Genomic DNA, 24,378 nt, shown 5'->3' on the forward strand with positions numbered 1-24,378 from the left:
CCCGCCAGCCGGCGGCTTGCGCGTGCGGCGCAGGCGCCGTTCGCGCCGCCGGCTGGCCCAGCACCCAGGACGAGCAAACTGAGGCCGGAGATAGGTTTGGTCTTAGCGCTGGCGAGGTGCAACGTCGCTAGGGTGTGTGAACGAGGGGCAGCATGACTTGGGTCACTCGGTCGCTTCGACGTTCGCACGGCGTTTGACGAGTAGGTCAATGTCGAACCTATTCAAACCCAATGACGTGAGTGAACGTCATCTGTCAAGCAAGGGGATTCGTTTGACTATAACCCGGGGCAGGCGACTGTCCCTCAATGAAATGCGAGACCGCGTTGCTCGATTCGCCGTAGACTATAAAGATGTCAGGCGTGAACGGCAGAACACAGGGGATTTCTGGCGTGCATTCATGCGCTGTTACGGGGTCGAAGACTCGTACCTGCAGGGTGTGACCTTCGAGTACCCAGCTCGTCGATCGGACACGGGTGGCCGCGGCTTCATTGATGTCTTCCTGCCCGGGAAGTACCTCATCGAGCAGAAGTCCGAAGGGCGGATAAAGCGCCCGAAGGGCTCAGAGCAGTCGAACGCGGAACAACAGGCCGCGGCATACCTCACCGGTGGTGACATAGCACCAGCTCAGATGCCCCGCTGGGTCATCACGTCTGACTTCGTCACGGTGCAGGTAACAGATCTCTCGGTCTCGAGGAGGTCGCCAACGCGCACCAAGACGGTTCGGACAGAGGACCTGGTCGATCACGTCGAACTGTTTTTGTTTCTCACAGGCGAAGACTCCGAAGCACTAATTGCAGAGGAGCAGGCCGACGCCTCGGTCGCCGCTGCACGAATTATGGGCAATCTCTATTCCGCGATGACTCATGACGCGGACACAGACTCCAGCGAGATAGAGGATGCCGGCCAGGAGGACGCTGCGACGATGCAGGCCTCCGTTCTTCTGACCCGGCTTCTATTCCTGATGTTTGGGGATGATGCTGGATTATGGGAGAGGGGGCTATTCGAACGGTTCATTAGGACGCGCACCTCGGCGGACGGGTCGGACCTCGGTCCACAACTGGCCGCACTCTTCGATGTACTAGACACGCCGAAGCCGCGCGACAAGCGCATGGATGAGGCCTTCCAAGAGTTCCCGCACATCAATGGCGCCCTCTTTGCGCGAGGTGGAACGCAAACGATGTGGTTCGACTCCACCATGCGGGATGCACTGCTGGAGGCGTGCAATTTTGATTGGGCACGCATCTCCCCGGCTGTGTTCGGCTCTCTGTTTCAGACCATCAAGTCGAAGGCGGCGCGCAGGGAGTCAGGAGAGCACTACACCTCCGAAGCGAACATTTTGAAGGTCTTGCGGCCGATGTTTCTTGATGATATGCGGAAGCGTCTCGACGCCGCCCACACCAAGCCTGCTCTGCAGGAGCTGCATGATGAATTCAGGCAGTATCGGTACGTTGATCCCGCCTGTGGCTGTGGCAATTTCTTGATTGTCGCTTATCGAGAAATGCGAGCCCTGGAACTGGAGCTGTTGGTTAAGCTGCAGGCTAAACGTGGGCGAGACGAGGAGTTACTGCTTGATCCCAGCGATCTGCTACACGTGAGGCTCGACCAGTTCTTCGGCATCGAACTGTACTGGTGGCCGGCAAAGATCGCTGAGACGGCCATGTTCCTGGTAGACCATCAGGCCAATCAGCGAATGGCAAAAGTGCTGGGGTACACACCCAATCGACTACCCATCACTATTTCTGCGACCATCGTGCATGTCAATGCGCTGACCGTCGATTGGAATGTGTTGCTACCGAACGACGGGGCTAAGGTGCTGATCTTTGGGAATCCTCCCTTCGTGGGCACCAAAGAGAGAACGGCAGCCCAAACCCAAGAGTTGAAGGCCGTCTGGGGCGCAGACAAGTACTCCGGCTTTCTTGACTTCGTCACCGCATGGTTGGCCAAATCCGTCGACTATCTTGATGGTCGGACTGGCGACTTTGCATTCGTCACAACCAATTCAATCACACAAGGTATGCAGCCCGCGAATCTCTTTCCAGTCTTCAAGGCAGCGGGATGGCGCATCGCCTTCGCTCACCGCACCTTCGTCTGGACGTCCGAGGCTGCAAGTAGTGAGAAGGCCTCCGTCCATTGTGTGATCGTGGGATTCTCACGACAAGTGCAGGCAAAGGGCATCCTTTATGACTACCCGGACCAACGTGGTCCTGGTGAACTGGTCAAGCTTGCTACGGGCATCAATGGCTACCTGGTGGATGCCAGCGACGTGTCAGTGGAAGCAAGGCGGCACCCACTTTCGCCCGAGTTGCCCGAGGTCAATGTTGGAAGCAAGGCTGTTGATTGGGGTTTTCTAACCATTGATGAGACTGAGTTTGCTGAGGTAAGCGCCGACCCGATCCTGCGCAAGTATCTTCGACGCTACGTCGGAGGCAAGGAATTGATCAATGGGCTGCAGCGCTGGTGTCTTTGGTTGGTGGATTTGGAGCCTAGCGACCTTGCCAAGTCGCATGCCTTACGGGAGAGGATCGCAAAGGTCAAGGCGCTGCGATCTTCCAGCAAGAAGGAGGCTACGCGGGTCCTGGCGGACACCCCACACTTGTTCGGAGAGCGCTACCAGCCGCTGGGTCCCTACCTGGGGATTCCTCAAACGTTCTCTGAGAACAGGCAGTTCGCGACCGTCGAGCGTTTAGAAGGCCAAGTTATTGCCTCAATGAAGTTGTTCACATGCCCAGACCCTGACGGTTTTGCCTACGCCATCTTTGGGACTAGCATGTTCATCACCTGGCAAAAGACTGTCGGAGGACGGCTGAAATCCGATCCATCATTCTCCAACACACTTGTTTGGAACACCCTACCCATACCTGTTCTGGGTGGGTCACTACGGAGACGCATCATCACTGCAGGGAAGGCCGTGAATCTGGCGCGGAGCCTGTTTCCAGACCGAACGCTGGCCGAGCACTACAATCCGCTCGGAATGAAGCCGGAACTTGTCAAGGCGCATAGGGACTTGGACAAACTGGTGGACAGGGCACTAGGTGTAACTAGCAGAAGGCCCACAGAGCTGGAGCGTCAAAAGGCGCTCTTTGCCAGCTACGAACGGCTGAATATGGTCCAGTAGTCTGGATGGGCCCCTCCCTGCTCGGGCTTGACTATCCGCGGTCTTCTTCACCCCACTGGCGCTGGTTAAGGCTCTGGGCCTGATTAACATGGCGGTCGAGTTGGCGTGAGGACGCCCACCCGACTTGACCTGCCAGAACTCGACAAGCCAGGGGCTCCGCCCCAAACGCCAGGCCTCGGCTCCGGGATGCGCGGAAGGCACCAGGGTGGCGACCCCGCCGCGTCGACCAGCCACAGGCCAGCCACCCCGGGGGTGGTCCGTCCAGGACCTACGGCCGCTACGCGGTGACTACGTCATCCTGGACAGACCACCCCCGGGCCGGCTCACGGCCCAGCTGGCCGACGCGACGGGATCACCACCCACACCACCCGAGTTGGGGTCAGACCCCATGCCCCACAGATGCCGCCCGCGGCCTCTCGACAAAGACAATCTCGGCGTTGAGGGTCGTGGGGTCCGAGAGGTGACCCGCGTAGTAGGCCTCCTCGTGGACGACGTCGACGACCATGCGGCCGCGGCCGTCGACGTGCTTCTCGCTGACCGCGCGAACGTCGAACACCCAGGCTGTGGCCTGCAGCACGACCACCCGCTCACCCCGGACCGGCCCCGGGTAGTCGGCGACGGCGATGGCCTCGCGGGTCTCTGGCGGCCGGATGGGTACGACGAGGGAGCCGTCGGAGGCCACCTTCGGGTACACCGGCTCGGTCACCATGCTGCGACCGTACGACGAGGCTCGGACAGAGACCAGGGAGAGAGTCCGGCCGCTTGTGGTGCGTTGTTTGTCGAGCTCGAGCCAGCCGGTAGGGGTGGTCGGGTGATGCTGATGAGGACGTCGGACCAGTAGGGGTCGTTGAGGACGTCGGGGACGTACTCGACGGTCTTTCCGGTGCGGGGGGCGTGGATCATGCCTCCGCGGCCGTCGAAGAGGCCGTCGTGGCTGACGCGGGACCCGCCGGCGGTGGCGAACGACAGGATGTCGCCGGCGCGGGCCTGGGAGGCCGGGACGGGGGTCGACATGGCTTCGATGGCGACGGAGGAGTGCGGGAGCGTGATGCCTGCGGCCTGGTACCAGGCGTGAAGGATGAGCCCGGAGCAGTCGAACCCGACGATGCCCGCGCCTTGGGCGGAGCCCTCGCTGGGGCCGCTGGTGGTGCCGCCGCCCCAGGAGTACGGGGTGCCGATCCAGGACGCGGCGACGTTCACCGCGACCTCCCCGCTGTGAGCGCCGGGCAGGGCGGTGAAGTCGGCGGGGACGGCCCGGTCTTGGCAGCGCTGGGTGGCGCTGGCGTAGGTCTGCTCGAGGCCGCCCGCCCCTGGTGAAGCGCCAACACCGGCGGGCCGGGTAGACGTTGCCGAGAGGGCGGTGAGGAGCTCGTCGGCGAGGGATTCCCACTGGGCGTAGGCGTTGGGGAACGCGGAGCGTTGGACGCGTTGCGCGGCCACAGTGAGTGGCAGCTGCTCCCAGCCGGGGACGTCGAGGAGGGTGTCGTAGAACTTCCCGGCGGCGTAGACGGGGTCCATGAGCTCGTCGAGGGTGCCCCACCAGGGGTACTGCTGCTGGAACACGTTGACGGACCCGTGGTCGCGGCCGACGGCGTCGTGCGGGTAGGCGAGGGACCGGGAGACGTCGCGCTGGTCGGGGCGGAGGTCTCCGGTGCCGTCGTTGGCGTAGTTGCGGAACTTCGACTCCTGCGCGGCGACGGCGAGGGCGACCCGGATGGCCTGATCAGGCAGAGCTCGCTGACGGCCGACCTGGACGATGGTCGCGGCGTGGGCGAGCTGGGTGTCGTCAAGGCCCTCGACGTCAAGGCCGGTGGGGTTGATGACCACGGTGCAGTCGCCTCGGGTGTCGGTCTGCTCGGTCTCGACGGTGACACTGAGCACGAGCAGCGTGGCCAGCCCGGCGATGGCGAGCTGGACGCCGATGACGACGGCGATGATCTTGCCCCAGGGCAGGGAGGCAGCGGCGTGGAGGGTCAGCGTGTGCCACATCAGGTCACGTCCAGGGCGTCGGTGTCGAGGACGGGCTGCAGGTCGGCGAGGAGCCACTGGTCTTGTTCGAGCACGAGGATGAGGGCGAGCCGGGTGCCGTCTTCGAGCTGGACGTCGACGAGGGCCTGACCGTCGGCCTCGCTCCGCAGGAGTACCCGCGCGGGGCGAGCGGAGGGGACGCGGGTGGCGTTGATGGTGGTGGCGGTCTCCTGATATTCGGCGGTGGCCACGGCGCGGAGTGCTTCCGTCCGAGTCTGGTCGTCGGGTGACTGCCAGGCCAGCACTGCGCGCTCGGCAACCGTGATGAGGTCCGCCGCGCCCGATTCACCGGTCGGGCCCGACGTCGGAACCACGACCGCCTCCGGTGGAAGCAGCTGCGACGTGTCGTCGACCACTGGTGCGTCACCGGGGTTCTCCGCCTCGGGCGGTACGACGCGTGCCGTTGCCGAGAGAACCGCGGTCGGCTCGCGGAGCGCGCTCTGCTCTGCTGCGTCGGTGTCCGTGATCCGTGTGACGAGGAGCACGGTCCCAACGACCACCAGGAGCAGTGCTGCGGCCAGGAGGCGGCTGGGGCGTGTCATGGCAGGCCCTCCTTGCGGGAGGTGACGACGTCGCCGGGCACAACCTGGGCGGCGCGGGTGCCAGGTGCGGCGTCGGTGGGGGCGTAGTGGTCGACGACGGGGCCGTCGAGGGTGTGGATGACGGTGACGGTCTCGCCGTCCACGACGACGGCGTCGAAGTCACGCATGGGCGTCGTCTCCGGCCGGCTCAGCGGTTCGGTCTGACCATCGTCGAGCGGGACTGTCGGAGTCGGGGTGCTGCTGTAGCCGGGTGATTGGGCGGGCATGGTCGCTGCGGCGTGGGCGCCCGTCGACGTGGGGACCTGGGGGATCAGGTCCGGCGGGCTGGTGTCGGTGGAGCCGGCGGGGCCTCTTGGGGCAGGCAGGGTGTGTCCGCCGGGTCCGGCGATGGCAGCAGGTGCGGGTCCGCCAATCGCAGTAGGTGAGGGAGCGCCGTCGAGCTGCGCGGGTGGTCCGGTCCGCGGTCGGTAGTCGGATGTGGGGGGTGCGGCGGTGGCGAAGTGCTCGGGGCGGAGGGTGTCCGGGCCGATCCGATAGGGCTCCGACGCGGCCTGGGTTCGTGCCTCGTCGTCGTCCTTCTTGCTGAGTTTCTTCGCGAGGAGGGCGCCGGCGGCGACCTTCGCGGTTCCGCCGGCGAAGCGGGCCGCACTACCGGCCAGGTCGGTGGCGCCCTTCTTGTACTTCCGGTACTCGTCGGTGCTGGTCTTCACGGCGTCGTTGCCGCGGACCATCGTGGTGAGACGGCGGTAGGGGCTGAGGACGATCCACATCGCGCTGCCGACGACGAACGCGAGCAGGATCCCTAGCAAGGCAGGGATACCTGAGTCCGCCGACAGGAACACCCCGTAGAGGTAGGCGGTGACGGCGGCGCCGACGGCGAAGACGACGCTGTTGATCAGGGCCGCGGCCACCAGGCTGCCGAGGCTGCGCAGGGTTCCCTTGAGCAGGAGCGCGACGAGCGCCACCAGGGGCAGGAACATGACGACGAGTCGGATGATCAGATAGCTCATGGCCACGAGCAGCAGGCTCATCAGCAGGAACGGCAGGATCCCGACCAGCGCCAGCGCCACCAGGGCGTGGCCGACGCGGTCGAGGCTGCGGGCTCCGGTGAGGTACTCGTACGCGTCGGGGTCGCTGGCCTGGACGGCTTCGGCGGCGTCGGTCCACTGCTGTCGTTTGGCGTCGATGAGGTCCGCGCCGGCGCCGTCGGGGTCGTTGCGGACGAGCTCGGTCTCGGCCCAGGTGAGGGTGGAGGCTCGGTAGAGCTCGGGGCCGTACTGCCGGGCGGTCGGAGAGGAGGAGTCGCCGAGGGTGCCGGCGACCCACCGGTCGTACAGGATCGCGTCCACCAGCGGGGCGACGGTGGCGGTGGCGGGGTCGGCGTCCTCGCTGCCGGCCATGGCGCCGTTCACGGACACGATCGCCGTGACCGTGACCTGGTCGGTGAGCCTCGCGACCGTGCTGGGGTAGTTCGCGGCGAACGCGGCCAGCGTCGCAGCGACCAGGACGAGGCAGCCAGTGCCGATGGCCGCGGACAACCGGGCCCGCCGGACGCTGATGACCATGAGGACACCGACCGCGACCGCGATGACCGGGAAGAACGGCCGGGTGAAGCCCTCGTACAGGGCGTCGGACACATAGGCGACGGGCTCGTTGAGGACGGCGAGCCAGGTCTGGTTGTACACGGTGTCGGCGAGCGTGGCGACCATGCCCACGGCGAGAACCGGCAGCGACATCAGCGAGTTCGCGGTCGAGGTGAGCGCACCGTTGGTGGCCTGACCGGGGCCAGGGACGCAGGAGTCGACGTACATGTGCCAGCGGTAGCCAGCAAGGCCAGTCGTCTCGTAGACGCTGACGCCCGAGCCGTCGGTGAACGGGTCGGCGTCCAGCGGCGGCGGGTCACTTGGTTGAGGAGTGATGAACCCGCCCAGGCCGCGATCTGGTGACTCCGCGGTGGGTGGCGTCTGGCAGTCCGGTAGCCCCGGGATTGGCAGCTGCGGGACAGACGACGCGCTGGCCACCGGCACGACCCCGGCCGTCGCGGCAGCTGCGGGTCCTGTCACCCCGAGCATCACGGTCGCGAGGGTGACGAGAGCGAGCAGGACCCGCCGGCCGGTGCTCACGCGACGCTCCAGTCGTCGGCGTGCTCGTCGGTGCCGGTCTCGGACCCGTTGAGCCTGGCGATGGCCGGCGCCCGCTGCGCTCGGCGCGTGGGGGTGTCGGTGTCGCGTAGGTCGACGCGACGGGCCTGGTCAGGACTTCGGTCCGGTTGGGGCTGCTCGAGGCGGGTGGGGTTGCCGACGGCGGTGGTGTCCAGGGCCTGCAGGACGTGGGGGAGGTGGCCGAGGTCCCAGCGGACGCGTTCGGTGTAGCCGTCGGCGTCTCGGAGGATGACGTCACGGGCCCCGCTACGTCCTTGGCCGACGTGGGGTCGGAGGCCTCCGAGGGCGAGGGTGGCGACGGCGCGTTCGTAGCCGAGGCCGGTGGGAATGCGGGCCAGGCGGAGCGCGGCGGCGGCCTCGTCGGGGTCCTCGATCCCGCCGATGATGCACTCGTCGATCAGCCCGCCGGCCTCGAGGCTAAGGAGGTCGCCGGGCTTCTGGGAGGCGGCGAGGACTCGGGTGTTCCACTTGCGGGAGTCCCGGGCGAACCGCTCGACCAGGGCCCGGCCGGCGGGGGTGCGGCGCAGGGCGTGGGCCTCGTCGATGACGACGACCTTCCGTTCGCCCATCCGGCGGCCGTAGACGCGGCGGGAGGCGTAGTTCGCGGCCAGGCTGAGCAGCGGCACGCTGATCCGCTCGTCCTCGGTCCAGTTCGTCTCCTCCGCGTCCGGCTCCGGAAGCGTCAGACCGCCGAGGGTGAACACCAGCAGCGTCGGCTCCGCGGAACGAACCGGCGGGTGCCTGGTGTCGCCGGCGGTGAAGAACAGGCGCGCGGAGGGAAACTCGGCCATGTCACGGAGGACGTCGTGGATCTCGTGGTCGGCGTCGCGACCATCGGCGCGGATGGCGTCGAGGACCTGGCCGAGGGACGCGTCATGCCCGCCCCCGACGTGACGCACGGCGTTGCGGATGACGTGGCTGGACTCCCGCGCCCGCCGGATCTCCGGCGGCAGCAGCAGCCGCAGGGTGTCAGTGGCCAATTGCATCCGACGGCGACCGGCCAGGTAGAGGGCGTCGGCGAACACCTCGTCGAGCTTCTCCTCGTGAGCGGTGCCGTGCAGGCCCATGAGGCGTTCGTCGTCGACCAGGTTGTGCCGCTCCGGTTCTGGCACCGCGGCGTACGGCGACAGGGTTCCGGCCTCGGACCGGAGGAGGTCGACGTACTGCGACACCGCGGCGATCTGGGGGATGAGCGTCAGCCGGGCGAGCGGGCCGGACGGGTCGAACACGGTGGTGCAGATCCCGCGCAGCGTGGCGTCGTAGGCGAGGGAGCCGACGACGACGGACTTGCCGGAGCCGAGGCCGCCGATGACGGGGGTGAAGCCGGACCGTTCGCGGACCTCCATCGCGTGGTGCAGGTTCCACGCCACCGCCCGCCGAGACGTGCCCACCGTGTAGCCGATGTAGGAACCGTCGCGGGTGCCGACGGTGCTGGACAGGTGCGGCAAGCCGGCGGCGAGGAACTCCGTCTTCCCGCGGCGCCGGTGGGCGGTCGAGGCGGCGGGTTCGCCGGGGATGAACTCGCGGTGCAGGCCGTACTGGTCGGGGTCGCGGTGCAGCTCGACCCGGTAGTCGCGGTAGTGGTTGAGCACGGCGTTGACGCGGTCCTCGAGCTCCGCCTGCGACGCGGCGGTGACGGCGAGCTGGAACCGGCCGTCGATGCGGGCGACGGCGTGCACCCCTCCGTCGGCGATCTCATCAGCCGTCGCGCGGGCCTGCTCCCCGGTGCGGCGCAGCGACAGTGGGACCTCGACCGAGGCGCTGGCGGTGTACTGCTGCTCCTGGTCGACGACCTGATCGATGCGGGTCTGCATCGACGACGCGGCCTCCCGCCCGGACAGGACCCGGATGCTGCCGGACCACTCGACCGGGAACGGCAGCGAGTCCGCGAACGCCATCCACGGCAGGTGCGACTGCGGGATCTTCAGCCCCTCCATCCGGCCGACGCTGAGGACCGCCAGGTACCGCTCCACGACGGTGGCGTCGCCGGTGCGTTGCGGGCGGGCGACGAGGCGCACGTAGGGCCGGCCCGGGCTCGGGTCGACGTCGAGGGTGCCGGTAAACATGGTCAGATCCGACGCCTCGACCGGAACGGTCATGCCGTCGACCGTGGTGTGGGGCTGGGGCAGGCCGATGCCGAGGCTGCGGTGGACCAGCCACTCGACCTCGCCCTGGGTGGCGCGGACCCCGTCCAGGCCCGGGGTGCCGAGCAGGGCGTCGAGGCGGGTGAGGTCGGTCGCGACCTTGGCCGCGGTGCGCTTGCTGATTCGGTCGCCGTGGTGGGTGACCTGAAGGCTGACGCCGAGGTAGGTCTCGGTGTCGGAGAACGTGGACCCGCGCAGGTGCCGCTGCACGCCGACGAGGTGCTCGCCCCACGCCTGCCGGTTGACCGGGTCGGGGGTGTCGTCGGCGAGGGCCTTGGCCCAGGTGTGGATCGGGTAGGGCCGCTGCACGCTACGCATGTGGATCGTGCGGCCGGCCAACGCGGAGTACGTGTCGCCGATCTGCCGGATGAGGTTCTCGCGGCGTTCGTCACCCTGCCACGACCACTGCTGGGGCCCCAGCCGGTACCAGGCCCGCAGCCCCTTGCGGGTGATGGTCACGTTTTCCTGGATGCCGCGCAGCGTCAGTGGCAGCGGAGGGAAGTCTGCCGGACCTACCGACATCGAGCGCCAGACCCGCCGGCCGGTCTGGACGCGGTGCTGGCCGTCCGCGACGTCCTGCGAGTCCGCCGTATCGGTGGCGGTCGTGTCGGGGTGCTGGCCGTTGCGTCGACGCAGACGGACGCGTGTGCTCATGTCGACTCCCTCGAGAACGTGTGGTGCAGCGGGCGGGCCCGCATGGACGCGCGGCGGCAGCGGACCCAGTGGCGGGCGGCGCGCAGCTCGCCCCGGGCGTAGGCGAGCCAGGCCATGAGGGGCTGCTCGCTGGTGAAGTAGGGCGCCAGCAGGTAGCCGGCGACGAACCCGACGGCCAGCGTGTAGAGCCCTCCCGGCCACAGCCCGAACAGCAGCACCAGCGGCAGCGCGACCAGTCCGGTGACGGCCGCGCCGATGGCCAGGACCGTGTAGCGGGGCTGGCCGAGTACGGTCCACCCGCGCAGGTCGACGAGGCGTGGCTGGTAGCGCCAGATGGCGTCGTCGTTGCCGATCAGCATGACGACGCTCAGTTGAGGAGGAAGTTGAGGATGTCATCGCTCGTGCCCGTGATGAGCGGCACGCTGACGCCCGCAATCAGCAGGGCAATGATGACGATGGCGACTGTGCCGAGAGCGTCGCCGATCTTGATGCGACGGATGCCCACCAGCACGATGAGCGCGACGACGACCAGACCGACGCCGAGCAGCTGCAGCAGCAGGTCCTGGATGCCACCGACGTTGACCGGGGTGCCGGAGGGAACGGCAAGCAGGGTGGTGAGAGACGTGTTCATGAACGGGTTCTCCTTCGGGTGAGGAGCCCGCGGGTCCCGAGTCACAGCGACTCTGGATCCCCCGGGCGGAGGACGGTCAGAGCAGGACGCGCTATGAGGTGTTCCGACGCCTTCGCGCCATTTCGGACGGTAGTGACGAGGTTGCCCCCCGTAGTGCGGACGATCGGTATCTGTGGATAAGGGCAGGTCGACAGGGCCTGAGGATCAGTTCGCTCGAAGACCGTCGGTGTCGAGGGATCAGGGGACGCTCCGACGTCGCGTCCAGCTGCCAACCCCAAGCACGGAAGACCGTTCCTGCGGTCACCACGGAAGGGAGAGACGGCCAGCTGCACCGCCAGGACTGTTGCGAGGACGGTGACGAAGTGAGGCGTGCGGCACGCGTGCCCGCCACGTGCCCGATCGCCGCAGCAGTCCCCGACCCCTCTGATGACGTCCCGGAACGAGTCGCCTCGTGGGCGGTGCCAGCTGTCAACGCAGCGTGGTCCGCGATCACTGTCTGTCGGGCCGAGGACCTTCCCAAGCTGATAGTGCGGGTTCGATTCCCGTCATCCGCTCCCAGGCCAGAGACGTGTCAGCCCCGCCGCAGGAGTCCGAGAGCGACCCGCGTGCCCGCTCCGCGCCCGTCGGGTGGGCGCCTGTTGCGGCTCGCGCCCGCGGCAGGCGCGCCCGGGTTCACCACGATGACCGCCACCGTCGTCGACGAGGCAGAGCTGGTGAGGCCCCTCGACGCAGCCGCCGTCCCGGACCAGCGAGGTCGCCGACGTGGTTCAGCCCCGCTCGCGCCGCCGGAGGGCCGCGGAGGACGCGAGGATCCCGAGGGCCAGCACGGTCCACAGGGCGGCCAGGACGACCTCGACCGGTCCGCCACCCGGCACCTGGAACAGCCAGCCGAGGACCGCGAGGACGGTGAACAGCCCGCCCAGCCAGAAGCCCTGGCGGGACGTGCGCGTCAGCTGCCACGGCGGCGTCCTCCCCTCGGCCATGGGGCGAACGCTACCGACGCGACGGGCCGGTGACGCGGTCCCCGGTCGCGGTCGGACCCGGCCGTCTCGTGGGCCCAGGTGACGCGCTGGACGCGGTTGCGGGTGCCGGCAGGGCGATCACGCCGACACGGAGCGGCCAGGCGGACCCCTCACGGTGCGGTCCGCCCGCTCGGTGCCTACGGTCGTCGGATGGCTATCAGCAAGGGTGACGCAGTGACCTGGAACACCCCGCAGGGCGAGACGCACGGCAAGGCCGTCGAGAAGCGGACCGAGGAGTTCCAGCACGACGGTCAGACGTTCAAGGCCAGCGACGACGAGCCGTTCTGGATCGTCGAGTCCGACAAGAGCGGTTCCCGGGCCGCCCACAAGGAGTCCTCCCTCACCAAGGCGTGACGCCCGCGCAGTGGTCGGTGGCACGCGCAGTGGTCGCGATCCGTCGTCGACCAGGGCAGTTCCGCAGCCACTGCGTGTGCCACGGCTGGGTGACTAGCGTGTCCTGATGGCTGTGACCCTCGCCTCGATCCGCCGCTACCCGGTCAAGGCCATGGGCGGGGAAGGGCTCGACCACGTCGACGTCGACGACCGGGGCCTGGCCGGGGACCGCTGGTACGCCGTGGTCGACCCCGACGGCCGGCTGGCGTCGCACAAGGACACCCGACGGATGCGGCGTCGCGACGCGGTGGCCGGCTACCGGGCCCGGACCGACGGGGCGGGCCTCGTCGTGGTCGCCGACGGGCAGGGCCGCACCTGGCCGGTCGAGGACCCGGCGCTCGCGGCGCACCTGGGCGAGGTGATGGGCGCCACCGTGACGCTCGAGGCCGAGAGCGGGACCTCGCACCAGGACGACGGCGCCGTCTCGGTCGTCGGCACCGCCACGCTGCGCTGGTGCGCCGAACGGTGGGACCTGGACGCCGACCCACGCCGGCTGCGCGTCAACCTGGTCGTGGACACCGACGAGCCGTTCGTCGAGGAGACCTGGGTCGGCCGGTCCGTGGCGGTCGGGTCCGTCCTGCTGGCGGTCGAGGAGCGGATCGAGCGCTGCCGCACCGTCGACGTGCCGCAGGACGGGACGAGCGCCACCGGACGCTGGTTCAAGCCGTTGGCGGCCGAGCGGGACATGTCCCTCGCGGTGTACGCCCGGGTGCTGCGGCCGGGCCCCCTGGCGGTGGGCGACGCCGTCGTGCCGTCCTGACCCACCCTCCTCACCGACCTCGTGGGCGCACCTCGCCGTCCGGCCCCCCACTCGCACGGCGAGACGATGGCGTATGGAGTCGCGCCTCTCGGCGATGGCCCGTCTCGCCATGGGCGGGTTGGCTGGCCGCATGACCACACCCGCCACCACCGCCGACCGCCGTCCCGTCCTCGTCCTCGGCGCCACCGGCAAGACCGGCCGCCGGGTCCTGCGCCGTCTGCAGCAACGGGGCGTCCCGGTCCGGGCCGGTTCCCGGACCGCGTCACCGCCGTTCGACTGGGAGGACGGCACCACCTGGGCGCCGGCGCTCGCGGGCACCCGCGCCGTCTACGTCTCCTACTACCCGGACCTGGCCCTGCCCGGTGCACCCGAGGCCGTGGGCCGGCTCACCGGGCTCGCGGTCGCCGCGGGCGTCGGGCGGGTCGTCCTGCTGTCCGGCAGGGGTGAGCCCGAGGCCCAGCGGGCCGAGCAGGTCGTCGCCGACGTGCTGCCCACCCGGACCGTGCTGCGGTGCAGCTGGTTCGCCCAGAACTTCGACGAGGGCCAGCTGGCCCCGGCGGTCGGCTCCGGTGAGCTGGCCCTCCCGGTGGGCGAGGTCCGCGAGCCGTTCGTGGACGCCGACGACATCGCGGACGTCGCCGTGGCCGCCCTGCTGGAGGGCGGCCACGAGGGGCAGGTCTACGAGCTCACCGGACCGCGGGCGGTGACGTTCGCCGAGGCGATGGCCGTGGTGGCGCGGGCGACCGGTCGGTCGGTGGCCTTCCGCAGCATCGGCGTCGACGACTTCCGCGCGGGGCTCGCGGCCGTGGGTGTCCCCGGTGCGGAGGTGGACCTGCTCACCTACCTCGTCACGACCGTGCTGGACGGACGGGGCGCCACCCCGGCCGACGGGGTGCGCCGTGCGCTCGGTCGTGAGCCGCGCGACCTGGAGACCTGGGCGGCCGCGGCGCGGCGGGCCGGGGCGTGGTCGACCGCGTCGGCCACCGCCGCGTCGCCCGTCCTCGACCGGAGTAGTTGAAAGTTGGCGCTTTCTGGTCGAGGCCCTTACGGTCGAGGCATGGCCGAGCACACCAGCTACGTCGAAGAGTCGTTCCAGCGCGACACCAAGTACATCGAGGACCGCATCGTCCGTGACCCGAGCGGGGACGGGCAGTGGCCGGTCGAGGCCGGCCGCTACCGGCTGGTGGTCGCGCGGGCCTGCCCGTGGGCCAACCGCGCGCTGATCGTGCGGCGCCTGCTCGGCCTGGAGGACGCGATCTCGCTCGGCCTGACGGGTCCCGTCCACGACGCGCGGTCGTGGACCTTCGACCTGGACCCCGGCGAGGTCGACCCGGTCCTGGGCATCCCGCGGCTCAAGGACGCCTACGAGAAGCGGTTCCCCGGCTACCCCAAGGGCATCACCGTCCCCGCGATCGTGGACGTGCCCAGCGGGGGCGTCGTCACCAACGACTTCCCCCAGATGACGCTCGACCTGTCGACGGAGTGGACCGCGCACCACCGTGACGGTGCTCCCGACCTGTTCCCCGAGGCGCACCGCGACGAGATCCTCGAGGTCGCCGACTCCTTCTACGAGGACGTCAACAACGGCGTCTACAAGTGCGGCTTCGCCGGCTCGCAGAAGTCGTACGACCGGGCCTACACGCGCCTGTTCGAGCGGCTCGACCAGCTGTCGGCGCGGCTGGAGAACCAGCGCTACCTGGTGGGCGACACCATCACCGAGGCGGACGTCCGGCTGTGGACCACGCTGGCCCGCTTCGACGCGGTCTACCACGGCCACTTCAAGACCAACCGGTCCAAGCTGACGGAGATGCCGGTGCTGTGGGCCTACGCCCGCGACCTGTTCCAGACGCCGGGCTTCGGCGACACCCAGGACTTCGTGCAGATCAAGCAGCACTACTACGCGACGCACCTGGACATCAACCCGACCGGGGTCGTCCCGTCGGGTCCGGACGAGACCGTCTGGGCCACCCCGCACCACCGCGAGCAGCTGGGTGGTCGTCCCTTCGGCGACGGCACGCCGCCCGGGCCGGTGGCGGACGCCGAGGCCGTCCCGGCGGAGCACAACCGCGCCCTGGCGCTGCTGGCGGGCTGACGCGCCGTCGGTCGGGGCGGCACGCCCGCCGGCCTTCCCACCGGCTTCCCACCGGAGGACGCTGGGAAGCGGCGCGTGCCGCCTCGACGAAGAGGAGACGGTCATGATCGGTGCTCTGCTCTGCCGGGTCGGTATGCACCGCTGGGAACGCCGGACGTCGCCGGGTACGGCAGGGAACCCCAGGTACCTGGCGTGCGCCCGGTGCAACAAGGAGCGGTACACGCCTGGTCCTGAGCAGACCAGGGGCATGACGGGCATCGGCGGCTGAGGCGTCCGTCCCCCGCTCAGCCGCCGGCGGTCCCGCAGGGCCGTCCGACCTGCTGCAGCTCCACCAGCGGCCCGACCGCCACGACCACCGAGTCGATGGCGGGCACCACCTCGAGCCCGACGAGGAGCCGCGTGCGCAGCGTCGACGCCCACCCGGACGGACCCGGTTCCTCGACCTGCAGCTGCTGCGTGGTCCGCAGCCGGCCGTCGGTGGTCTCCTGGTACGCCTCGCCCGGGAAGTAGTAGGGCGGGGTGCGCAACGGGGTCGTGTCCAGCACGTAGTCCTCGGCCACCACCACCCCGTCCAGGACGAACAGCGTGATCCGGTCGCCGCCCCGGGCCTGCTCCACCGTCTCGCAGCCCTCACCCGTGAGGCCGGCCACCAGCGGGGCCCACCCGGACGTCGAGGCCAGCTGCTCGATGGTGGACCCCGAGCTGCTCAGGTAGCGGTGCCCGAGGTCGGCGGGACCGATGGCCTCGGTGGCGGACGTGAGCGCGACCTGGGTGCTGGGGAACCGGGACGACTGGAGCAGGTCGGCGTCCAGGGTGCACGCCTCGCCCACCTCGGTGGCCACCTCCACGAACCGGAGGGTCGGGCCGCCGACGTCCGACACGAGGACGCGGCCGGCGTCGGAGTCGAGACGGCCCGTGGTGACCCGACGCCCGTCCGCCCCCACGGGGTGGACCGTCAGCTGCTGCGCCGACGTCTGCGGGACGGGCACGCCGAAGGTGAACCCGGCCTCGGTGGGCACCTGCTCGACGGTGGCCGTCGCGGCCTCCAGCTGCAGCGACACCACCTGGTCGTCGACGGCCCAGCCGGCGAGGGTGGCGTCGGCGAGCTCCTGCGGGAGCAGCCGCACGCAGCCGCCGACGTCGTAGGTCTGCCAGCCGGCCGCCACCAGGTCGGCCGGGTCGTCGCCCAGCGCGAGCGGCCCGATCCCGTCCGCCCTGACCGGGACGTCGGCCAGGGTCAGGCCGGCGAGCCGATCCGGCTGCCGCGGGTCCCCGGACGGCCGCGGTCCGGCCACGTCGTCCGGGGAGGCCTGGCTGCCCGGACGCACGAGCAGGACCGCCAGGACGAGCGCGACCACCGCCCCTGCCGCCACCCACCACGAGCGCCTCATCGAGCCTCCGTCGCCGACCGTCGAAGGCCTCGCCCGGCCCCGTGCCGGTGGAAGCGTGGCACGCCCTGCGGTTGTCGGAGGGCGCGACCCCTACCGCTCGAGCGGCAGTCCGGGCCGGACCGCCGGGGCCTGAGGCGCCGCGGCCTGAGGTGATGCGGCCTGAGGTGATGCGGCCTGAGGTGACGCGGCCGGGACCGGCGCGGCCCCGGCCGGTACCTCCTGGACCGACGAGGTCCGGGGCACGATCACAGGGACCGCCACGACGGTGGGCGGATCCGTCCAGGCCGTGACCACCCGACCACGACCGGCCCGCTTCGCGGCGTACATCGCGGCGTCCGCGTCGCGCAGCAACGAGGCGGCGCTGTCGCCCGGCTGCGACAGGGCCACCCCGGCACTCATCCCCACCGCCAGCAGGTGGCCCAGGACGAGCATGGGCGGGGTGAAGGCGTCGATGAGCCGGGTGGCGAGCTCGCGGGCCTGGTCGGCGTCCTGGACGTCGGTGCAGCAGGCCACGAACTCGTCCCCGCCGATGCGGGCGACCGTGTCGCCGGGACGCAGCGCCGCCTGCAGCCGTTCGGCCGCCGTGACCAGGACCACGTCGCCGACCTCGTGGCCGAGGGCGTCGTTGATGCCCTTGAAGCCGTCCAGGTCGAGGAACACCACGGCGACGCGACCGTGGCCGCGCACCGCGACCGACAGGTCGTGGTCCAGCCGGTCGCGCAGCAGCAACCGGTTCGGCAGCGCCGTCAACGGGTCGTGCAGCGCCAGGTGCGACAGGTGGGCCTCGGCGTCCTTGCGGGCGGTGATGTCCAGCATCTGCACCACGGCGGTGGCCGGACGGCCGTCCGGACCGGCGAGGACCGACGCGTGCACCTGCGCCCAGAGGCTGGTCGCCGACGGCAACCGGTGCAGGACCTCGCCGTTCCAGGTCCGACGGGAGCCGGTGCCCAGCTCCTGGAGCACCTCCGCGACGACGGGGCGGGAGTCCGGCGCGAGCAGGTGACGCCAGGACAGGGGCTCCGGCGCCCCCGGGAACAGCCCGCGCATCGCCGGGTTGGCGTCGACGAGCACCAGCGCGGGGTCGTCGAGCTCGACCAGGGCCGTCCCGACCAGCGCCGACTCGCTCGTGCGGCGCAGCCGGGCCTCGCTGTCGCGCAGCTGCACCGCCACCTCGTCGCGCTCACGCTGCAGCGTCGACAGCATAAGCGCGATGAGGACCGCGAGCACCGTGAAGACCTGGACCAGGGCGGTCAGCTGGCTGATCGACGACACGTCGGACAGGGCGTTGGACCCCGCCGACGTCGACTCGACGGCGACCACGCTCACCAGCGCGCTGATCGCCGCAGCCCGGGGGACGCCGAGGCGGGAGCCCGCCCAGACGGGCAGCGTGATGACCAGGAACCCCACCGGGAGCGCGCCGTGCCAGGTGACCGCGACCACGGAGAAGGCCGTCGTCAGGGCCAGCAGCCCGACGAACTCGCCCGCGCGGTGGCGGGTGACGAGGTTGCGCAGCCGGTGCGGTGGGCGGACCGCCAGCACCGTGGCCATGACGACGAACGTCGTCCCGGCGTTGCGGGAGACGAACAGGAGGAACGACTCCGCGAGGTCGCCGTCGAGCAGCTGCCAGGTGAGCAGCGCCGAGACGCTCCCGCTGACCAGGCCGGCCACCGCCGACACCCGCACCAGGCGCAGCACGTCCGCCGGCGAGGTCAGGTGGGCCTCGCCCGGCCAGAGCCGTCGGGCGGCCCAGTGCGCGGACAGGCCGTGACCCAGGTTGGCCAGACCGAACAGCAGGGCCCCCACCAGCGGCAGCCCGGTCAACAGCTGCAGGACGACCGTGAGCACCGTCAGCAGCGCGGCGTCGACGACCAGGCGAGCGCCCCGCAGCCTCATCAGCCACCAGGCTCCCACCCCGGCCGCGGGCCACACCAGGGCGACCTCGGACCCTTCGGGGCGGCTCTCGCGGCCCACGATCACGGCGACCGAGAACAGCAGCACGAACACGACGCTGCGGGCCCAGCTCGGTGCACCACCGCTCGCCACCGCGCCTCCTCCGGCTGCCCCGCAGGTCGGACGACCTGTGGTAGGAGGTATCGACAGGTGGTGGTCGCTACCTGAGGCCCCGCTGCCCGGCGATGACGCGCGTTCGCGGCGCGCGATACGGTCGGCCCGTGCTGCTGTCCGACCACGACGTGTCCGCCGCCGTCGACGCCGGTGAGATCGCCCTCGAGCCGTACGAGCCGGAGATGATCCAGCCCAGCAGCGTCGACGTGCGCATCGACAAGTGGTTCCGGCTGTTCGACAACCACCGCTACGGGCTCATCGACCCGGCGGTGGAGCAGCCCGACCTGACGCGTCTCGTCGAGGTGCCGTCCGGTGAGCCGTTCATCCTCCACCCGGGGGAGTTCGTGCTCGGCAGCACCTACGAGAAGGTCACGCTCGGGGCCTCGCTGGCGGCGCGCCTGGAGGGCAAGTCGAGCCTCGGGCGGCTCGGGCTGCTGACCCACTCCACCGCCGGGTTCATCGACCCGGGGTTCTCCGGCCACGTCACCCTCGAGCTGTCCAACATGGCGACCCTGCCGATCGCGCTCTGGCCGGGGATGAAGATCGGCCAGCTCTGCTTCTTCCAGCTGTCCAGCCCGGCCGCGCACCCCTACGGCTCGGGCGATGGTCGCAACAACCGGTACCAGGGCCAGCGCGGGCCGACGGCCAGCCGGTCGTGGCAGAGCTTCCACCGGACCGAGGTCTGAGGCGCGTGGCCGGGCTGCGGCGCCGCGCCGCCTCCGACCCCCACGCCGTCCTGCGCAGCCGGCACCTGCTGCTGGTCCCGACGGTCGTCCCGGTCGAGCAGGTCGACTCGCTGGTGCGCTGCTGGTACCCCGCCAGCGACCTCGCCGGGACCGGCACGGCCGACCTCGCGGGACGGGCGGGGCTGAACGGTCCGCACGAGATCGACATGGAGGCGGCGGTGTCCGCCGACGTCCCCACGCCCTGGTCGGTGGCCTACGACCTCGAGGTCACGAGCTCGCCGCGTGAGCCGGGCCGACCGGTCCGTCGTCCCGACGGGCTGCACCGCAGCTTCCCCGACGGGCTGCCCACCGGGGACGAGATGGCGGGTCTGGACCTGCTGCTCGCCCTGGCGCGCCGGCTCGGTGGCGGGGTCCGCCCCGTCGGCTCAGAGGAGGTGCTGGTCCCCGAGGCGGCCAGCGCCCTGGAGACCAGGGTCATCTCGCCCACGTGGATCCGGGTCGCCGACGTGGCCGCGGTCTGCGCCCAGGAGGGCGACGGGGTCGAGGCCGCCGTGGAGGGGGACGCCTCGCCGGAGGCGCTCGCCCGCCCTGATGGCACCCCCTTCGTCGTGCACCTCCCGATCGGCCCCGCGGGCGCGGTCGTCGTCGAGGCCGTGGTGGCGGAGCGGCCCGAGCCGGCGGTCGCCGGGGAGACGTTCGGCGCCGGGCCGATGGCGCTGTACGACGTCCGCTGGCAGGCCCCGGACGAGGGGTGGCGCCTGACCGAGCACCTGGAGGGCATGGCGCTGGCCTGCCGCGAGCGGGCGCGGGCCCCGATGGCCTCGATCACCCGTGCGCTGGCCGAGCTGGGCGGCGGCGCAGTGGTGGACGCCGACGGCTTCCTGGTCGACCGCTACCAGGTGTGATCATCGTCTGACCTGCGGTGATGCCACGCCGCGACCCCCTCGAACGGGCTAGTCGCAGGTCCCCCGGCGATGCCGCCTGACCCCATACTGTCGCCATGCTGACCGACCCGGACCAGGTGCCGACGATGGCCGTCCAGGCGATCGTCAACGCCACCGGGCGCGAGGTCGGGGTCGAGCTGCTGTTCCGCCACCCGCCGGCGACCTCGGCCCCGGAGATGAGCTCGGAGGCGGACCACGAGTTCGCGACCACCACCGTCGTCGACCTGCTGCACCAGATGGACGACGACGCCACGGGGCTGCTGTTCGTCAACGCGCCCCGTGCGTTCCTCGTCGGCGAGCAGCCGCTGCCGGCGGCCAACGGCCGGATCGTCGTCGAGGTCCTCGAGGGGGTCGCCGCCGACCCGCAGGTGGTCGAGGGCGTGCGCGAGCTGCTGTCGCGCGGTTACCAGATCGCCGTGGACGACTGGGAGGGCGGAGAGGACCGGGCCGCCCTGATGGCCTACGCCGACTTCGTCAAGGTGGACCTCGAGGCCGTCACCGCCGCCCGCCTGCCGGACGTCATCGCCCAGGCGCGAGCCCTGCGCCCCGGCATCACCGTCGTGGTCGAGCGGATCGAGACCGTCGACGACCTGCAGGTGGCCGTCGAGGCCGGTGCCGACCTGTTCCAGGGGTTCCTGCTCGCCACCCCCGACCTGGTCTGAGCGGGCCGGGTCCGCGCGGGCCTCAGGCCTGACCGGCCGCCTGGGGGGCCCGGGTCCGGCCGCGGTTCACGGCCTCCAGCAGCAGCTGCGCGACGTCGAGCACCTCGGTCGCCTCCGGCGCCTTCTGCTCGCTCTGCAGGCTGGTCAACCCGTCGGACAGCATGACGCGGCAGAACGGGCAGCCGACGGCGATGGCGGCGGCCCCGGTGGCCACGGCCTCCTCGGTCCGGTTCATGTTGATCCGGGTGCCGAGCTTCTCCTCCATCCACATCCGCGCGCCGCCCGCACCGCAGCAGAAGCTGGTCTCGCTGTTGCGGGGCATCTCGGTGAGGGTCGTCCCGCTGGCCTCGATGAGCTCACGCGGCGGGGCGTAGACCCCGTTGTGACGGCCCAGGTAGCAGGGGTCGTGGTAGGTGACGTCGCGTCGCTCGGCCGTCGGGGCCGACACCGGCGTCAGCCGCTTCTCGCGGACCAGGCGGTTGAGCAGCTGGGTGTGGTGCACGACGTCCAGGTCGGTGCCGAGCTGCGGGTACTCGTTGCCCAGGGTGTTGAAGCAGTGGGGGCAGGTGACGACCACCTTGGTGCGGCCGCCGCCGGCGGTGGTCCCCACCTCGGACAGCGTCTCGACGTTCTGCGCCGCGAGCATCTGGAACAGGAACTCGTTGCCCGCGCGTCGGGCCGGGTCGCCCGTGCAGGCCTCTCCCGGACCGAGCACCGCGAAGCTCACGCCGGCGTGGTGCAGCAGCTCGGCGACGGCGCGGGTCGTCTTCTTGGCCCGGTCCTCGAACGCGCCGGCGCAGCCCACCCAGAACAGGTAGTCCACGCCCGACAGGTCCGCCGGGTCGTCCGCCCCGCCGCCCCCGACCACGGGCACCGGGAACGGCAGGTCCTTGGCCCAGTCCATCCGGGCCTTGGCCGCGACGCCCCACGGGTTCTGCCGCTTCTCGAGGTTGCCGAACAGGCCGTTGAGCTCGCTCGGGAACGCGGACTCCAGCAGCACCTGGTGCCGGCGCATGTCGACGATGGTGTCGACGTGCTCGATGTCGACCGGGCACTGCTCGACGCAGGCGCCGCAGGTCGTGCACGACCACAGCACGTCCTCGGTCAGGGCGGCGCTGGACAGGAAGGCGTTGGACAGGACGTCCGCGTGGACCTCGGCCGCGGACGGCCCACCCCGACGCTGGGCCCCGCCGGGGCCGACGTAGTCCCCGCCACCGGCGACCTCACCCACCAGGGGTCGCTGCGGGGCGGCCTCACCGGCCAGCAGGTACGGCGCGTCGTCGTAGGCCCGGGTGCGCAGCGCCGTGATGAGCAGCTTGGGGCTCAGCGGCTTCTCGGTCTGCCACGCGGGGCACTGGTCCTGGCAGCGGCCGCACTCGGTGCACGTCGTCAGGTCGAGCAGGTTCTTCCAGGTCAGGTCCTGCGCCTTGCCCACGCCCAGGGCGGCGTCCTCGTCCAGCTCGTCGGCGTTCTCCAGGTCGACCGGGGTGCCGTCGACCATGATCGGCTGCAGCGCGCCCAGGCTGGTCCGGCCGTCGGCGTGGCGCTGGAGGAACACGTTGAACGGGGCCGTGAACCGGTGCCAGGCGACGCCCATGGTCGGGGTGAGCCCGATGACCACGAACCACGCCATCGACACCACGATCTTGACGGTGGCGACCACCACGATCGCCGCACCGAGCGTGCCGAGCGACAGCCCCGTCAGGCCCTCGCCGAGCCACGCCGTCAACGGGTAGTGCAGCGTCGTGGCGGTGCTCGCGCCGACCGCGGCCTCGTAGGCGTACTCCAGCGCCCGCAGGGCCAGCACGCAGACGGCGATGCCGACGATGGTGGCCTCGACGTAGTACGCCTGCCACGTGGTCGAGCGGTAGAAGCGGCTCCACCGCCCGGACGAGCGGGGCCCCTGGACCTGCCGGACCACGACCAGGGTGAGGATCCCGAGCAGGGTGAGCCAGGCGATGGTCTCGACGGCCCACTCGTAGGGCGGGAAGTGCCCGATCACCGGCAGCACGAAGCCGGGGTCGCCGACCTGGCCGTAGGCGGTGACCAGGGTGCCGATCAGGGCGACGAAGCCCACCATCACGAACCAGTGGGCCGCCCCGACCACAGGACGGCGCAGCATCCGGGTGTGACCGACGATCTCGCGGACCGAGGTGACCAGCCGGGTGCCCAGGTGGTCCGTACGGGAGCGGTCGGCCTGACCGGTGCCCAGCACGGCCACCATCCGCCCGATGGTCGCCGCGAACAGCGCGACCCCCGTGACGCTCACCGCGACGACCACGACCAGCGCGACCGTCTGCAACACCTGTGACTGCTCCACGTCGAGCTCTCTCCCTCTGCCGGCCTCTGCCGCCCGATGTTACCCGTCGGTAACCGCGTCGGTGCGGGTACCGCGGCGGACCCTCGTCACCCGCTGGTCACCAGGCGGTCGTCACAGCAGCGAGAGGAGCCAGCTCAGGGCGACGAAGAGGAACGGCGCTGCCACGGCGAGCATGCCCACGATGATCAGCACGGCGACCAGCTTGGCCCCCGGCGAGACCTGCCCGTCCGCGGTCCGACCCCGGAGGAACCTCAGCACGGGGCCACCTCCTGGACCTCGACCCGGACCTCGTCCGTCGTGCTGCTGCGGGGGGTCATCGCCGCCGCCTCGGGGTGCGGGCGTCGCCGGTGTACGGCGTCTCCAACGCCTCGGGCAGGTCCTTGCCCTTCTTCTGGGCGCGGGCCGCCACCTTGCGCGTGGCGACGGTCCGCACCGTCGCCACCAGGGCGCCGCTGATCGCGGCGAAGAGGATGGCCTCGAACGCCCGGACCTCGGGGCTCTCGGGCTCCTCGGGGGCCTCGTGGCCGGTCACGGCCTTCCAGGTGGCCAGCAGGGCCTTGTTGACCACCGCCAGGGCGATGACCCGGAACAGGATGGACGCGAGCTTCCACACGGGAGTGGGCATGGGGTCGACCCTGCCCGGTGGGTGGGTGCAGGGCAACACCAGTCTCCCCGGCGTCGTAGTTGAGTCGAGTAGGCTCAAGAACGGTCTTCTCAACTTGACACCTGGGGGCTCAAGGCCGACCCTGGACCACAGGAAGCACCCGC

General features: G+C 70.5%; 21 protein-coding genes. 8 read left to right on the forward strand and 13 right to left on the reverse strand.

From position 1 onward, the window contains the following. The first annotated feature begins 208 nt into the window (after positions 1–208). The gene (locus ACR80Q_RS15810; RefSeq protein ID WP_435378600.1) at positions 209–3,115 is read left to right on the forward strand and encodes a DNA methyltransferase; all 2,907 of its coding nucleotides are present in this window, start codon (positions 209–211) and stop codon (positions 3,113–3,115) included. Between the two features lie 379 nt (positions 3,116–3,494). Here the strand turns inward: ACR80Q_RS15810 and ACR80Q_RS15815 are convergent, their stop codons facing one another. The 8 genes from ACR80Q_RS15815 to ACR80Q_RS15850 all read right to left on the reverse strand — a co-directional run bounded on the left by ACR80Q_RS15815 (position 3,495) and on the right by ACR80Q_RS15850 (position 12,259). Beyond that, positions 3,495–3,824, reverse strand: a complete 330-nt coding sequence (locus ACR80Q_RS15815; protein ID WP_435378601.1) for a hypothetical protein — start codon at positions 3,822–3,824, stop codon at positions 3,495–3,497. Then, positions 3,818–5,104: a C40 family peptidase gene (locus ACR80Q_RS15820; RefSeq protein WP_435378602.1), complete on the reverse strand. Its 1,287-nt coding sequence runs from the start codon at positions 5,102–5,104 to the stop codon at positions 3,818–3,820. The genes ACR80Q_RS15815 and ACR80Q_RS15820 overlap by 7 nt, the downstream gene beginning before the upstream one ends. Next, entirely contained in the window at positions 5,104–5,628 is a 525-nt protein-coding gene (locus ACR80Q_RS15825; protein ID WP_435378603.1) for a hypothetical protein, read from the reverse strand. The genes ACR80Q_RS15820 and ACR80Q_RS15825 overlap by 1 nt, the downstream gene beginning before the upstream one ends. A gap of 53 nt (positions 5,629–5,681) precedes the next feature. Continuing rightward, positions 5,682–7,808: a hypothetical protein gene (locus ACR80Q_RS15830; RefSeq protein WP_435378604.1), complete on the reverse strand. Its 2,127-nt coding sequence runs from the start codon at positions 7,806–7,808 to the stop codon at positions 5,682–5,684. Then, positions 7,805–10,645, reverse strand: a complete 2,841-nt coding sequence (locus ACR80Q_RS15835; RefSeq protein ID WP_435378605.1) for an ATP-binding protein — start codon at positions 10,643–10,645, stop codon at positions 7,805–7,807. Before ACR80Q_RS15835 ends, ACR80Q_RS15830 begins: the two co-directional genes overlap by 4 nt. After that, on the reverse strand, positions 10,642–11,004 hold the full coding sequence (locus ACR80Q_RS15840; protein ID WP_435378606.1) for a hypothetical protein: 363 nt from the start codon (positions 11,002–11,004) through the stop codon (positions 10,642–10,644). The genes ACR80Q_RS15835 and ACR80Q_RS15840 overlap by 4 nt, the downstream gene beginning before the upstream one ends. A gap of 8 nt (positions 11,005–11,012) precedes the next feature. Continuing rightward, positions 11,013–11,276 carry a hypothetical protein gene (locus ACR80Q_RS15845; RefSeq protein ID WP_435378607.1) on the reverse strand — a complete coding sequence of 88 codons (264 nt, stop codon included), beginning with the start codon at positions 11,274–11,276 and terminating at the stop codon, positions 11,013–11,015. 767 nt (positions 11,277–12,043) lie between these two features. Then, entirely contained in the window at positions 12,044–12,259 is a 216-nt protein-coding gene (locus ACR80Q_RS15850; RefSeq protein WP_435378608.1) for a hypothetical protein, read from the reverse strand. A 189-nt stretch (positions 12,260–12,448) separates the two neighbouring features. On the opposite strand from ACR80Q_RS15850, the gene ACR80Q_RS15855 reads away from it, so the two are divergent. The 4 genes from ACR80Q_RS15855 to ACR80Q_RS15870 all read left to right on the forward strand — a co-directional run bounded on the left by ACR80Q_RS15855 (position 12,449) and on the right by ACR80Q_RS15870 (position 15,543). Next, positions 12,449–12,652 carry a hypervirulence associated TUDOR domain-containing protein gene (locus ACR80Q_RS15855; RefSeq protein WP_435378609.1) on the forward strand — a complete coding sequence of 68 codons (204 nt, stop codon included), beginning with the start codon at positions 12,449–12,451 and terminating at the stop codon, positions 12,650–12,652. 106 nt (positions 12,653–12,758) lie between these two features. Next, on the forward strand, positions 12,759–13,451 hold the full coding sequence (locus tag ACR80Q_RS15860; RefSeq protein WP_435378610.1) for an MOSC domain-containing protein: 693 nt from the start codon (positions 12,759–12,761) through the stop codon (positions 13,449–13,451). A 130-nt stretch (positions 13,452–13,581) separates the two neighbouring features. Further along, complete coding sequence (locus ACR80Q_RS15865; protein WP_435378611.1) at positions 13,582–14,469, forward strand: Rossmann-fold NAD(P)-binding domain-containing protein; 888 nt, start codon at positions 13,582–13,584, stop codon at positions 14,467–14,469. Positions 14,470–14,508: 39 nt separating this feature from the next. Continuing rightward, positions 14,509–15,543: a glutathione S-transferase family protein gene (locus tag ACR80Q_RS15870; protein ID WP_435378612.1), complete on the forward strand. Its 1,035-nt coding sequence runs from the start codon at positions 14,509–14,511 to the stop codon at positions 15,541–15,543. 284 nt (positions 15,544–15,827) lie between these two features. On the opposite strand, the gene ACR80Q_RS15875 is transcribed toward ACR80Q_RS15870, so the two are convergent. Beyond that, positions 15,828–16,934, reverse strand: coding sequence for a hypothetical protein (locus tag ACR80Q_RS15875; protein ID WP_435378613.1), 1,107 nt, complete (start codon positions 16,932–16,934; stop codon positions 15,828–15,830). A 90-nt stretch (positions 16,935–17,024) separates the two neighbouring features. After that, positions 17,025–18,977: a diguanylate cyclase domain-containing protein gene (locus ACR80Q_RS15880; protein ID WP_435378614.1), complete on the reverse strand. Its 1,953-nt coding sequence runs from the start codon at positions 18,975–18,977 to the stop codon at positions 17,025–17,027. A gap of 128 nt (positions 18,978–19,105) precedes the next feature. Between ACR80Q_RS15880 and dcd the strand changes: the two genes are divergently transcribed. The 3 genes from dcd to ACR80Q_RS15895 all read left to right on the forward strand — a co-directional run bounded on the left by dcd (position 19,106) and on the right by ACR80Q_RS15895 (position 21,290). Further along, the gene (gene dcd, locus ACR80Q_RS15885; protein ID WP_435378615.1) at positions 19,106–19,684 is read left to right on the forward strand and encodes a dCTP deaminase; all 579 of its coding nucleotides are present in this window, start codon (positions 19,106–19,108) and stop codon (positions 19,682–19,684) included. Between the two features lie 5 nt (positions 19,685–19,689). Further along, positions 19,690–20,589 carry a hypothetical protein gene (locus tag ACR80Q_RS15890; protein WP_435378616.1) on the forward strand — a complete coding sequence of 300 codons (900 nt, stop codon included), beginning with the start codon at positions 19,690–19,692 and terminating at the stop codon, positions 20,587–20,589. A gap of 95 nt (positions 20,590–20,684) precedes the next feature. Beyond that, a complete protein-coding gene (locus tag ACR80Q_RS15895; protein WP_435378617.1) occupies positions 20,685–21,290 on the forward strand; it encodes an EAL domain-containing protein in 606 nt (201 codons plus the stop codon). Positions 21,291–21,312: 22 nt separating this feature from the next. Here ACR80Q_RS15895 and ACR80Q_RS15900 read toward each other — a convergent pair whose 3' ends face one another. From ACR80Q_RS15900 to ACR80Q_RS15910, 3 genes are all read right to left on the reverse strand, one after another. Next, positions 21,313–23,595 (reverse strand): (Fe-S)-binding protein, encoded by a 2,283-nt coding sequence (locus ACR80Q_RS15900; protein ID WP_435378618.1) that lies wholly within the window; start codon positions 23,593–23,595, stop codon positions 21,313–21,315. A gap of 126 nt (positions 23,596–23,721) precedes the next feature. Next, on the reverse strand, positions 23,722–23,868 hold the full coding sequence (locus ACR80Q_RS15905; RefSeq protein WP_435378619.1) for a hypothetical protein: 147 nt from the start codon (positions 23,866–23,868) through the stop codon (positions 23,722–23,724). Between the two features lie 55 nt (positions 23,869–23,923). Then, positions 23,924–24,235 (reverse strand): DUF4235 domain-containing protein, encoded by a 312-nt coding sequence (locus tag ACR80Q_RS15910; RefSeq protein ID WP_435378620.1) that lies wholly within the window; start codon positions 24,233–24,235, stop codon positions 23,924–23,926. Between the last annotated feature and the right edge of the window lie 143 nt (positions 24,236–24,378).

This window comes from Aquipuribacter aurantiacus (genome assembly GCF_051216895.1).
In the GTDB taxonomy this organism is placed as follows: domain Bacteria; phylum Actinomycetota; class Actinomycetes; order Actinomycetales; family JBBAYJ01; genus Aquipuribacter.